Genomic DNA, 12,841 nt, shown 5'->3' on the forward strand with positions numbered 1-12,841 from the left:
GCTAGCTCCTTTCCTGCATGATTATAAAATCGTGACCGTCGTGGGTGCTGCCCGGCGGGTCCGCCAGGGACCCCGCCAGAGGCACCCCGTCGCTGCCCAGCAAAGGCGTGGCGCCCGTGCCTCTCGCCACCAGGCGCAGCAGCCCTACGCCTGGCTCGGCCTCTAACTCCAGAGTGATCGTATTGCTCGTCTCGTCGAAACTCGCATCCTCGATCGTGACGCTCGACCATCCGGCGCCGGCGTCGAAAACCGTCACGCCGAATGCGCCGGGCGTGACGCTGGCCGGTGCCAGGGGGGCGCTCACCTGGAGCCGAAGCTGGGTCCCATCCACTGTTACCGACTCGGGATCGACCCGCGGGCCGCCGGCGTCGGCCGCCGAGCCACCGCAGAGCAGCTCCTGAATCGTGGTGGTCGCCACATGGGCGGGGCGAATACTGGTGTCGATCCGAGCCGGGCCCTCAGCCACCAACCGCCAGCTGCCGTTGACGCTCTCCAATGTGATCTCAGTGATATTGGCAAGCGGCACAGTTGCACCGCCGGGAAACAGGGTCGTCTCTTCGCCGTTCGGCGTGACGGCGGGGCGCAGGTCGATGGTGTCCAGAGCCGCGAAGCGGCGCAGGGCGGCGAGCCAAGCGGCAGCCTGCTCTCCCGCCGGCAGTACCGCGATCGCGTTACGAGCATCGAGGACCTCCTGATCCGCATCAACTATGGTGCCCTCTTCCTCTCTCGGCTCCTCCAGGCCGAATAGCAGCCGCAATCTGTGAAACGGCGGCAGCTCGGTCTCCCGGGCCAGGCCCGGCAGCAGCAGCAGCTCCGCGGTCTCGGCCACCCGGGAATACGCGGTCGTGGTTGCCGAGCCCTCACAGGGCTCCACCAGGGCCGGCACCTGACGGGTGAGGCAGCCCCTGAAGCGCATCACCACGTGGGCGTCGAACCGGATGCGACCATTGTCGAGTGTAGTGGCCTCCAGATCTGGATCTTCCTGGTGTTCCGCGAACCATCGGCCGAGGCTGAGGCAGACCGGGGTTGGCAGGTACAGCTCGCGGCCCAGGCCATCCAGCGCCAAGCCCGGCTCGACCCGCAGCTCGCCGCGCTCTTCATCCAGGCTCACATCCAGCCCCCAGACGGCCCCGGCACGGTGCAGCCAGGCGTTGTGCAGCCACTGCTTGCCGCGATGGTAGGCATCCAGTGTCTCGAAGTCGTCCACGCCCAGCAGCATGCCGAAGTGGACCCGAAGGGCGAGAAAGGGGTCTGTCGCCAGCGAGGGGAGCGAGCAATCGGCAATGCGCGTGGAATCGGATGTACTAGCCATGGTATCTCCTTACGAGTCCTCGTCCTCGGATGGCTGCTCCTCGTCCCCGAGCGGCTGCTCCCCGTCCCCGGGCGGCTGCTCCCCGTCGCCGGGCGGCGGGCTGTCGCCCCGGGTCGCGCTCAACAGCAGCCGCTGGCGGATCTGCTCGGCAAATTTCCAATCCTCTCGGGCCTGCTCTGCGGCGGCTTGCAGATCATCCAGGGCGACGACGCTCTTTGCATGCTTCTCCAGCGCGTTGACTAGCAGGGTTTGTGGCGAGTCGACGTCTATGAAATTGACTGCATTGAGGAGCGCTTTCGCTTTCTCTTCGTCGACCAGATCTTCTAGCAGGGTTTCAGCCCGATTCAGGGCATCCAGATTGGCCCAGATGTGGTCCGGCACCGAAGCTTCCCACGCATCGAGCGCGCTCCGCATGGACTCGCCAGCCTCGTTAAGCTTACTGTACTCGCTCTCTTTCGTAGTCAACTCAGTCTTTAGGGCAGCCAGGTCGTCCTTCAGCTTTTGCACGTCCGCACGGAGCGCTTGCACCTCCTCATCGGCATCCAAATCGTCTGGGCCGGCGCCGGACATGCGTAGCTCGCGCGTCTTCCTATTCAGCTCGCGCGTCTTCTTGCTCAGCTCGACTTCTTTGGTTTCCACCGCCCACAGGGCCTCATCGCGCGCTATCTCGGCGGAAATGGCGTTTTTGCCAGCGCCCATTAAGGCCTTAATCCGCCCCCTCTGGGCTTGAGTGAGATCCGTGCTCTTGTTGATTCGCCCGAGCAGAGCCACAGCCAGGTCATAGCGCTCCTTGGAGCGCTGCACATAGTCACCCAAGTCGGCCTCGGCCATACGATACCGGGTCCACCGCCGAGCAACCCGTTGCGCGGTCCCCTGATCTTTTTCCCGCTTTTCGGCCAGCTTGTCTTCGGCATCGTCTGCAAGCTCCTTGAGCGTGGTCAGCCGCTCCAGCTGCCGGTCGCGTCGCTGTACGGCCCGATTGTACAGCTCGGCGGGGATGTCCTCTTTGACTCGGGCCTTGGCTTCTTTGAAGTCGCCATCGCGAACGCTCTCCGCATTCGCCTTCAAGTCGGACAGCGGAGGGCTCGCAAGGGCGTTTTTCCAGTTCTCGAAGCGCTCGAGGCGCCGCCCTGCCTCGGCGAGTTCCGTCTCAGCTTGCGACAGACGACTGGTGGTGCGACTTAGCTCCGCCGCGGCCCGGCTCTGCGCCCGCTGTGCCTCATCCACCCTCTGCTCGGCATCGAGCAGCGCCCGCTGCTTGTTGCGATGACCGATGATCAGCTTGCGCAGCTGCTCCGCCAGCGCTTCCACGTCGGAAGGCATCAGCGCCTGTGCCATGGCCCGCCGGTTCTCCGCAATACCCCGCTCAAGCGTGGCCAGCTCCTGGGTGCACTGGGTTTGCGCGTTGCGGGCCTCCCTCAGCTTCACCTGGGCTTGCCCCAAGCTCCCCTGGGTCTCGGTCTTCGCGGCCTGCAGCAAATCCCGCTGGTTCTCATAGAACTTTTTCAGCTTCTCGGGCATGGCCATGGCCTCCTATGGGCTGGTGGACGCTTCCCCGCCGGGCATACCGGGGAAGGCCTTGCCGGACTTTTCGTACTCGCGTTGGACGGCACGCAGCAGATGCTGCCGGGTAACGGGCGAGGCGTTGGCCGCCGCGAGAAAGGCTGCGGCTACGGCGGCGTTGCGGATCAGTCCACCGACGACAGGGAAATGGGCGGCCAGCTCGGTGAGCCGCACGTCCTCAGCGAGCGGCGCTTTCGGCGGCAGGTGACAGCGCCACAGTGCCAAGCGCTCCTCGCGACCCGGCTCGGGAAACTCCACCAGGGCTTCCAGGCGCCGCAGAAAGGCGGGGTCGATGTTCTGGCGATGATTGGTGGCCAGAATCGCCAAGCCCTCGAACCGCTCCAGGCGGGCGAGCAGGTAGGCTGTCTCCAGGTTGGCATAGCGATCATGGGCATCCGAGATCTCGGTGCGCCGCCCGAACAGCGCATCGGCCTCGTCGAAGAACAACACCGCGCTCGCCTTCTCGGCCGTGTCAAAGACCTCGGCCAGGTTTTTCTCGGTCTCGCCGAGCCACTTCGAAACCACGCGCGAGAGGTCCACCACCAGGAGGTCCACGGCCAGCGCCCTGGCCATGACCTCGGCGGCCAGGGTTTTGCCAGTACCAGGCGGCCCTGAGAACAGCAACCGCACACCGCGGGCGCCTGCTCGTCCCCCTAGAAACCCCCAGTCTTCCAGGACCTGCACCTGGTGAATGAGCCGGTCGATGGCTTCACGCAGCTGCTCCAGGCGCTCGCCGGGCAGCACCAGCTGCTCCCAGGTGGCGAGCGGCCGCAGCCGCTTGACGCCGCCCTGCAGGCTCGCTCCGGCCCGGGCCCGGACGCTGGCGGCGACGTCGTCCAGGTTGGGCCTGCGTCCCTGCCACTGGGCCCGCGCCCGAGCATCAGTCGCCACCGCCAGCGCCGAGGCGGGTTCAGCGGGATAGCGCGCCGCCAATAGCGCCGCTTGGCCACGCAGCTCCGGCATAGCTCCGCGCCACATGCTCCGCAGGGCCGAAGGGCCGAGCCGCTCGCAGCTCACCTCCAATAGCGGCCGCAGATCATCTATCGCGGCGCCCCCTGGCCGAGCGCAGACCAGTACCGGCCCAGGATACCGAGCGCAGGCGGGCACCTGCGGCGTGGTGGGCTCATTGCGGTAACCGAGGCAGAGAATCGGCACGACACCCCGGGCCAGGGCATGCACTCCGATCAGCTGCGCCACTGCCGGCGTCGGATCGGGCGGCAAATCGATGATCACGCTTGCGAGGCCAGCCGCTTGGGTAAGCGCCGCAGCCCGATGGCGAGCGACCCGCTCGTCCTCGGCGCTGAGCAGAATGATGCAGGCCATGCCGGAGGCCAGCGCGCTTAGCGCATGCTCGGTCGGAGGTTCCCGCAGCCAGTGCGCCAGACCATGCAACCCGACGGCAATTTCCCGCCGCCTTACGGCCTCGGGCCACGCATCGATCCCACCGAGCACTGGCCAAAGGGTGTCGGCTACCAGCAGGCTGCGAGTGACGAGAGGCCCCTCGCCTGCGATGCGCAGCGCCCCTGCTGTCACCGCCGGACCGGTATGAAGGAGCTCGCGCAGCATGTGGCGCTCATCGGCATCACGGCAAAACAGCTGTGCAGCCAGCCCGACCGTAGCAGCCGGTACGGCTAAAGGATGCAGAGCACGCAGAACATCGGCGTAGCCTTCATGCTGCTCCGGCAGACCCGCCAGCAGCAGCAGGTCGACTTCGCAGGATGACAGCCCGAGCCCATCGGCTAGACGGTCCAACGGATGTGCCGCCCCGGCAGACCGTCGCTCCGCGGCCGTTCCCTGCCAGATGGCTAAAGGCCGGCCGCGCGCGGCTTGCTGGAAGCTCGCCTCAAGAAAGCTCAACGCGCTCGCGAGCGAGCCGTCGGGCTGCGAAAAAGTCTGTTTCAGAAGCTCCAGCAATCGGCCTGCCAGGATGGCTGATTCCAGAGCGAGCCGCTCCGCTGGCGAGAGTCCAGGATCCACCGCCTCGTGTGTCCGACCGGGCGACTTATTCATAGATAAACTTCACTACCGCTTCGAGCCAGGGCAGGAAGCCCGGATTCAGATCGAGCCCGGCGCGGCGGATGGCCGTCGAGACCTCCTCCAGCGCGAAACGAACCTCAATCCAGCCGGGATCGGCAACGACCTGCGCACGCCGGCGGCATACTCGATCGAGCAGCTGCGCATCGGCCACTTCCGGCCAGTCCAGGCGCTCCCGCAGGGCCGCGCTAAGCTGCTCTGCCCAGCCGGATACGGCCTCTAACTCCTCGGTAGTCGGCGGCTCTTGGTCCTGCGTCGGCGGCGGCTCTTCGGGACCCAAGCCAATAAAGGCCAGCGCCGCTGGGTCGCTCTCCGCCACGGGCAGCAGATACAGCGCCAGGCGGTGCAACACCCACCGCAAGGAGCGCTGCTCGAAGCGCTCATCGGCGACCAGAGCGTCAGGCAGCGCCAGGGCCTCCAGCAGATTGATCAGGAACAACAAGCCCCCCATCTGGGTGATCCCCTGCTGGCGGAGCGCGCCGGCCGGTAACTCCTGAGGGCCTGAAAGAAGCGCTGTCGTATCGGAACGTTGCGTCGCGGATGAATGTAGGGCCGTCGGCAGCGCGGGGTGAGCCGGGGCTGGCGTCAGAGCCGCAAGCTCGTGTGCTGCAAGCGCCAGAACGAGCCGCACGTCGTCGGCCTGCCATCGCAGCACGGCCGGTTCGCTCGCCAAGAGCACGAGGGCGGTCAGCGCCAGGCGCGGCGGGCCTGCGCGTTCGATCAGGGGCGCCAACGCTTGGCTCAACTGTGAGGTGGCGAGCATCCGCCGAACCTGCGCCTCCTGCCAGCGATCCGGCTCCACGGACGCAGTTGGAACCATTACCTGCTCGGCATCGACGCCGGCGACCTCCAGGGCCGCCATGGCCAGCGCCACCCACGACTCCGCCTCCAGCCGCTCGCATAGCGGTTGCAGCCCACCGAGGTTCGCCAAGGCGGCAAGCACGGGCACGATCGCCGTTGGCTCCTGGATCAAAGCCAGGCACAGGGTGCGAGGGCCGTCGCCGACGCCGCTCGCATCGCCAAAGCCAAGCTGGCGCCAAGCCCAGGCCCGGCGATAATCGGCGGCGGCGATCCCTATGGCGAAGTCCATCAGCGCCTGGCGCCGGTTGGCGTAGCGCGCCACCGAATCGCTCGATCCCTTGTCCAGGGCATCGCGAACGCCCTCAGCCAGGGCCAGACTCCACGCCCGAGTCAATTCGGGATCCGTCAGGTTCATGGGCAAGCGGACTAGCACCTGAATCCGACGAATGCACAGCTCCTCCTCGGGCGCGATTCCGATACGCTCGAGGGCGCGTTCCAGGCTCTCGTCCAGCACGGCCTGCAGAATGCGATCGAGGCGCCGGCGCTCCGCCATCCTGGATGGCGGCAACCGATAACGCGTCTCGAGGTGGCCGATGAACACGCTGTCCATGCGCTAGCCCACCCGAGTATCGCCACCGAGGCGGCCACTGCCGACTCGGGTCCCGGGGGCCGGTCGGCCCACCACGGCATGACGGCCAAGCGATGAGCTTCCCAGCCGCAGCTGATCGAAGCCGGCGCTACGCCCGACCAGAGAGGTAAGTCCGGTATACAGTCCCACCCCCACGCGCATTCCCGCATCCACCGTGCAGATGTCATAGCGGGTATGTGCCGGGCGGTGGAGAATCAGGATATGCTCGACCACCTCGCGCTGCTCGGACGTCAGCGTAAGGGGAATCACCACGCTGAACCGGTGGGCATGGACAGCGAAGCCATCGGCGGGGCGGCCCTGATCCAGCACGGCCACCTGACCGGGCTCGCCCAGGGCACCGCCCACCCGGAAGCCGGCCCCGAGGATTGCGTTGGCGGCCAGCGGGCTATCGCCACCCACCACAGCACCGCCCAGGCCACGGACTCGGAAGTGCTCGATGAGGATCACGTCGCGCCCCAGGTAAAGAGCGAGAAAGCGCTTCAGGCCCGGGACGGTGCCCCGGAAGCGGAATAGCCAGATCGCCTCCTCGATCAGCACCCGGCTACGTTCCACCGGCCAGCGCTCGTCGAGCACGAGACCCACGAAGCCGGCCAGCCAAGGCAAAAGCTCCGGCGGGGCGCTGTGAGGATCCAGCAAAGCCCGGCGGGCAAAGGCCCGACTCTCCAGGTCTTGCCAGGCGCCCTCGAAAATGGCGAGATAACGACGCAAGAACTCGGCTGCGGGCGGATCCCGGGAATAGAGCCGCGGCAACCGGCGCAGCAAGTCATGGGAGGGATACTCGGCACGCAGGCTTCTCACCCGCGGCGTAGAACGGGTGTTGCCGCTCAGATCCAGCATCACCCACAAATAACGGCCGGCTTCGGCTATCACCGGGAGCTCATAGGTCTCATAAAGATCGCCTTCTCTTTGGCGCACCCAGGGCAGCTCGCGACCGGTCTCGCGCCGATGGAGCCGCAAGCCCCGCGCATTATCAGCCGGTAACAAGGCCACTGGCGGCATCGGCGGGGACAGGTCAGGGCGGCGAATCTCTACGGTTTCGGTGTTGGCCGGCGGGCTTCGCAGCAGCACAGCGCCCTCCGGAGGCTCGTCGGCGACGATGCAATGGACCCGAACTTGAGTGTTGGCGGGGATGCAGGCGTCGATGAAAAGCCGCCCCCACACCGTCTGAAACTCGCCGCTGTCCAGCCGGAAGGTGGTCACCCGGCCCTCGCTGACGTAGCGCACCCGGGCCGGCACAGCGTGGCGAAACCCCCTACGGGTCCAAAAGCCGATGCGACCATCAGGAGTGCGGACGATGCCGCGACCGTCGTAGTCCCGTGCCCTGATGGGTGGCAGTTCATCTGTGGCGCCGGGCTGAATGCTGAAACGCCGAAAATCCTCTCCCGGCAACCGCGCCGCGACTAGTGTTTCCGCCTCCTGAAACTCGATGTCGGTGGCAAAGGGGACGGCCAACACGTCGTCGGGCGCGTCCAGCCTGACGATTCGCGCGTCCTGCGCACCGGCATCAAGCAGCAGCCACAACCCACCTGCCGGCCCAGCGGCGATGCGGGAGAGGTTTTCCAGCCCTATCGGCAAGCGGCGCGGTTCGCTGCGTGCTTCCAGCACCAGTAGATCCGGCGAGCCCTCCACCACCGCGTAGATACGCCGGCCGTCGCTGGCAAGATCCAAGGGGCGAGCGCCGGCGAGGACGAGCTTGCGCAACAGGCGGCGCTCCCAAAGGTCGTAAATCAGAATGCGCCCGGCGCCACGCTCGGCCACGAACAGCCGCCCGTCAGCGTCCACCGCCAATCCGCGGGGCTCATCCAGCGCCCCGACCGGTTGCGCGATTGCGCTGAACTCGCCGGCCGGCAGCGGCGCGGCCTCAAACAGAGCCACTGGGGCAGGCCGCTGGGACTGAGGATCCAGCAGGTCATAGGCGGCCCAAAGCGTGCGCTCGACCTGACCCGCCTCCGGCAGGCTATGGTACAGCCGACACCAGGGATCAAAGGCAAGCCCGGCGGCCGGCGGGGGTGTCGCATTCGGCGCGTCCGGCGCTTCCGGCTCTACTACCTCCCAGGCCAGCTGCACCGCCCAGTCCTCGGGTGCCAGCGAAGCATCCTCGAAAGCCGCGCGTCGCCACTGATCCTCACCATGCACCAGAGCGTAGGACCTCAACATGGCTCAGCACTCCTCCCGGAGGACCGGCACCGGTACAGGGGTTCGAACGGGGGGCGGCGGTCCCAATGCCTCACCGGGCGTATCGCTCGGCGGTCCGGCAAGCACGGTAATCTCGGCGAGCTCCGGCACCTCGTCGAGCTCCAGCTCCACGGTGCCATTGACCCAGCGCTGAGCCTCCATGTCCCAGCCCGCGACCGTGAGCCCCTCTCCCTCCAGGTACTCGACTCCCGCCACCTGCAAGGCGGCTGCCTGCAGCTCGGGACCATGCACCCGCCGCCCCAGCGGCCAGCCCTCGCCCGAGGGGCCAAATGGGGGCAGCGGCGCCAGGTACTGCCGCAGTACCAGCTCCACCCAATGACGTACCGCATCCATCCCGTAACCGCCCCTGACCTTGACCCCCACCGACACCGCCACCTTGCGGTAGCGTGGCGGGATGACATAGAGCTCGGTGGTGATCAGCCGGCGCCTGTCCAGCCAAGTGCAGACGCTGTGCAGCATGTTGCGGTCCGGAATCGGGGCATTGGGATGGACAGCGTCCTGTTTCGGCCAGACCACCACGCTGACCACGCCAGCGGCCTCGGCATGGCGGGTGTGGGGATGAAACAAAGGCAGACACTCGGCGCGTCCTACCGCCACTCCGGGTGTTTGCAGCGACAGCTCGCGAAAGTCATTGCGAGTCACCGTGCGGTCGCGACGGCGCAGCTCACCGGGGATCCGGTCCAATGCCTGGTCAACGGTCTCGGCATCCGCCCCGTTATGGGCTGCCAGGGGATTACTGACCTCTACGCCGCTGATCAGCCCCGATAGCTTATTGATTGCACCCGCAGGCACGTTGCCCTCAGCGCCGCCGCCGTAGCGGTAGGTGCGGGCGCGGATGCGCTGGCCCAGCTGGGGCGGGTAGCCCTGCAGCCCGTTGCCGAAGGTAACCCTGCCGGCCTCGGAATCGAGGCGGTAATGGCGATCGCTCTCGGTGCTGGCGTGGAAACCGTCCACCTCGGCCCAGGCCTCCCAGCCATCCGGGCCCTCCACCTCCAGGGTGAGGGTGTCCACTAAGACCTGCCTGTGGACCAGCCGGTACTCTTGGCCGGGCTGGCCGGTGCCAGTACCCAGGAACTCGGTGCGGGCCGTGCGGCGCTGGGTCGTCTCCGCGGCGTTGACACCTACGTAGAGCACTTTGCCAAAGCGGCTCTCGTCCAATCGGAAGCCACGCAACCAGAACAGCAGCCGGGCCTCGGTCTCCTCGTCCAGCTGGGGCGGCAAATCGCCGGTGCCCCCCAGATCGGGATCGTCCAGAGCGAAGACGCCCATGTCAGCGCTCTCGCGCGGCAGCTTGAGCCTCAGCACGCCCTCCCGGCTAAGACCGCGGGTCGAATCACCCTCTACGGTCAGCGCCTGGTAGACCGGTTTGCCCTCGTCGGCCAAACGGCCGGTGCTGATCTGCCATTGCACCGCAGGCGCCGGAGTTTCGTTGCCAGGGCCTGGGCAGGGATAGATATCAGCGGCGGCCGGCGGTTCCGGGTCGGGGACAAAACCCAGGTTGAGCAGCACCGGCGCGTTCTTCACGAATTTCTCGCGCAGCTCTTCCGGGTCGTTATCCCCCGCCGCCAACACCGCCACCCACAGCATACCGTCCACCGCCGTGTCGAAGTCCACCGGCAGACCATCGCCGGCTTCGGGCACTGTCTCGTTCTCGTAGCAGACCGCCGCCTCGTCGGCGTCCAATCCGTCCAGAGCGTCCACCACCCGTAGAAAGGAATCGAAAACCTCAGACTCGCCGTCCTCGTCAGCGGCTGGGCAGGGTCGGACGGCCTTGGCCACGGCCTGAACCGATACCGGCTGCACGGTGACCTCGGTTTGGGTCTCAAAGACCAGCTTGCCGGCCTTGACCTCGGTCCCCTTCTCCACCAACACGCCATTCAACACTTCCGTGCTCATAGCCACTAGAGCCCGCGCCGGTTGGGCTGGACGCAGGGGAATCTGCAGCAGCTGGAGGTATTCGAGCCGGGTGGACTCAGGGATCTGATTGAAGCGGTACAGCAGATTTTCGCCGAGGAAGGCGAACAGCTCCAGCAGAGTGATACCGGGGTCGCTCGGGTTGTGGTCGGTCCATTCGGGGTTGTAGATGGGAATGCGGCGGACCAGCTCGTCGCGCAGCTGCTCGTAGGAACGGTCATCGAGAATGGGGCGGCGTAGCGGCATGCCGGCTCCTCCGCTATTCCAGGTAGAAGGGGTAGACCAGGCTGCCAGGGCTGCCGTCGCGGACGTGGACGTAAGTGATCTGGATTTCCACCAGAGCCGAATCGCTTCCTGGCTCGACTCGCACTTCCTGGAGCTTGATACGCGGCTCCCACAAGCGGAGGGCGCGCTGCACATCGCTTTGCATCAGCGCCCGAGTGGCCGTGGTGTTGGGCTTCATGAAATACCGGCGCAATCCTGCGCCGAAGGCCGGCCGCATCAGCCGCTCACCTGGTTCGGTCTCCAGGATGATCAAGATGGCCTGGCGAACCTTCTCCGGCCCTTCGGCATACACAAGGCGGCTGGAGCGCGGATCGGGCATCAGCGGCAGACTGGGACCTCTGCCCAGCAGGCGCACGGCAAGGCGTGTTGTCATAAGTTCGGCGGCTCCACGCGCTGGTAGTACACAAGCTTGTCAGTGACCGAGGGCAATCTGCCCTTAACGGCCGCGGTGGCCGGATCCGGCTCTTCCAGGGCTTCGCGCAGCCCGGGAGGGGCATCGGCGGAGAAGTCGGTGGCCATGTCCAGGGCTAACTTGCCGAGGGCGTTCAGATCGTCACCGAAGGCATCGATAAGCCCCTGCCTAACTTCCGGGTGCAGATGATCACCCTTCTCGTCGAACTTGCTCTTCAAGAGTTCCTTGAATTCTTCGACGCTAGAGATGGTGTGCCCCCCGATATTGAGAACGCCCTGGGCGTCGATCTTCGCTTGAACACTGGCCTCGATATCGAGCTCCGGCCCCTCCAGTTCCATGGCTGCGGCAAGGCCGGCGTCGATCGAGAACGCAGGCGGTATGCAGAACTTGAGGAGTAACAGAAACCAGAGCTGAAACAGCGACACGACGATGGGGAGGAACAGCTGCAGCACAAACATCGCTACGATGGTGATCAGCGGGATGGCGAAGAAGCAGATAGAAGCGCCTCCGCGGGGGCGTTTAGGGTCGGCGAGAGTGGGAGTATTGTCTCCGTCCACTTTGAAGTCCAGGGAGGAGCCCGGCGGCGAGACCATACGCACACCGGCTGCCTGGCCAGGGCGCAAGCTGTCGGCCTGGGCCTCCAGGGCATTCAGGTCCGGCAGCTGCACCGTCACCGTGCGGTTGCTGGTGCCTTCGAGGTCGAAGTGGGCAGCCAGCTGGTAGCGCTCTGTAGGCGTGCTCCAGACCAACTCGCCCTTGCAGTCGCTGCGGGCTGAGGTTTTGGGGCAGGCTGGGTTGTGGCGGCGTACAAAGCAGTGAACCTGATAGACGCTGCGCTCGTCGAAGCGGGGCTGACCGCCTTCATCGGTTGCGGCGCCGCTGGTAGGCACCACGCCAAACCAGATGCTGCGCTTGTGCGCCGAGTGGTGGGTGTCCGACTCAGCGGGAATAAGCGGATAGAGGGGAAGAATCGCCTCAGTGACGATCTGGGGTTCGGTCTCTATCGCCCGCCAAGCGCCCAGATCCGCGCTTTTCTGCGAAGGCACCCAGCCCTCGAGGGCATATCTTATTTGCTCTGCCCGCCGCAGCTCCTTGAGCCTACGCTGGCCAGCTTTCACCTCTTCTTGAAGCTTGGCGAGCTTATCCTGGCACACTCCATTAAAGCTTCGGCCCAAGCGTCCGCCGAAGGAGCTCGCGCCCCGGAGCTTCGCGATCCGGGCGCGAGCCGCTGCGATTTGGCGCTGGACCTCCGCCAGCTCTTGCCGAGCCTCCGGGGCGACCCGGACGATACGCCGCCGGATGACGAAGCCGGCTTCGCAGACGGCCTCCCGCTTGACGCTGGGGAAACCCGGCGCATCGCAGTGCAGCTCGCAGGCGACCAAATAGAAGCGGCTGTGGACGTCCAGAAAAAGCTTGCGAAGCTCAGGCTGCGCCTTGACGTAGCTTTTCTTGGACAGGCTGTAAACGCTGGCACCGTTCGCCCGCACCTCGTGAACGAAATCCTCGTCCCGATAGATGAGCGAGCGCTGCGGCTCCTCTAGGAAGCGGCTGACGAAATCACTGGCGGCGTACTTCTGAAAAATGGGCCTGGAGAATCTCCCCGCTGCAGGAATGCCCGGCTGCAGCCACCGATACCAGGGGCCCACGAGCATCCACGAATGCTGGCTCGTCATGG

The 12,841-nt window shown here is 66.1% G+C and carries 8 protein-coding genes; all 8 read right to left on the minus strand.

The features are described from left to right. Nucleotide 1: 1 nt before the first annotated feature. The 8 genes from NB231_RS06210 to NB231_RS06245 are packed head-to-tail and all read right to left on the minus strand — an operon-like array spanning nt 2 to nt 12,839. Nucleotides 2-1,312 (minus strand): hypothetical protein, encoded by a 1,311-nt coding sequence (locus tag NB231_RS06210; RefSeq protein WP_040661961.1) that lies wholly within the window; start codon nt 1,310-1,312, stop codon nt 2-4. Nucleotides 1,313-1,321: 9 nt separating this feature from the next. Further along, nucleotides 1,322-2,833, minus strand: a complete 1,512-nt coding sequence (locus NB231_RS06215; RefSeq protein ID WP_156776920.1) for a coiled-coil domain-containing protein — start codon at nt 2,831-2,833, stop codon at nt 1,322-1,324. A gap of 12 nt (nt 2,834-2,845) precedes the next feature. Then, nucleotides 2,846-4,885: an ATP-binding protein gene (locus NB231_RS06220; RefSeq protein ID WP_005000652.1), complete on the minus strand. Its 2,040-nt coding sequence runs from the start codon at nt 4,883-4,885 to the stop codon at nt 2,846-2,848. Then, nucleotides 4,878-6,320: a hypothetical protein gene (locus NB231_RS06225; RefSeq protein ID WP_005000653.1), complete on the minus strand. Its 1,443-nt coding sequence runs from the start codon at nt 6,318-6,320 to the stop codon at nt 4,878-4,880. The genes NB231_RS06220 and NB231_RS06225 overlap by 8 nt, the downstream gene beginning before the upstream one ends. Nucleotides 6,321-6,323: 3 nt before the next feature. Further along, nucleotides 6,324-8,516, minus strand: coding sequence for a phage tail protein (locus NB231_RS06230; RefSeq protein ID WP_005000659.1), 2,193 nt, complete (start codon nt 8,514-8,516; stop codon nt 6,324-6,326). A 3-nt stretch (nt 8,517-8,519) separates the two neighbouring features. Beyond that, nucleotides 8,520-10,715 (minus strand): putative baseplate assembly protein, encoded by a 2,196-nt coding sequence (locus NB231_RS06235; protein ID WP_005000660.1) that lies wholly within the window; start codon nt 10,713-10,715, stop codon nt 8,520-8,522. Between the two features lie 13 nt (nt 10,716-10,728). Then, nucleotides 10,729-11,127: a GPW/gp25 family protein gene (locus NB231_RS06240; protein WP_005000662.1), complete on the minus strand. Its 399-nt coding sequence runs from the start codon at nt 11,125-11,127 to the stop codon at nt 10,729-10,731. Next, a complete protein-coding gene (locus NB231_RS06245) occupies nt 11,124-12,839 on the minus strand; it encodes a hypothetical protein (protein WP_156776921.1) in 1,716 nt (571 codons plus the stop codon). Before NB231_RS06245 ends, NB231_RS06240 begins: the two co-directional genes overlap by 4 nt. Between the last annotated feature and the right edge of the window lie 2 nt (nt 12,840-12,841).

Origin of the sequence: Nitrococcus mobilis Nb-231, assembly GCF_000153205.1 — a bacterium.
Classification (GTDB): Bacteria; Pseudomonadota; Gammaproteobacteria; order Nitrococcales; family Nitrococcaceae; genus Nitrococcus; species Nitrococcus mobilis.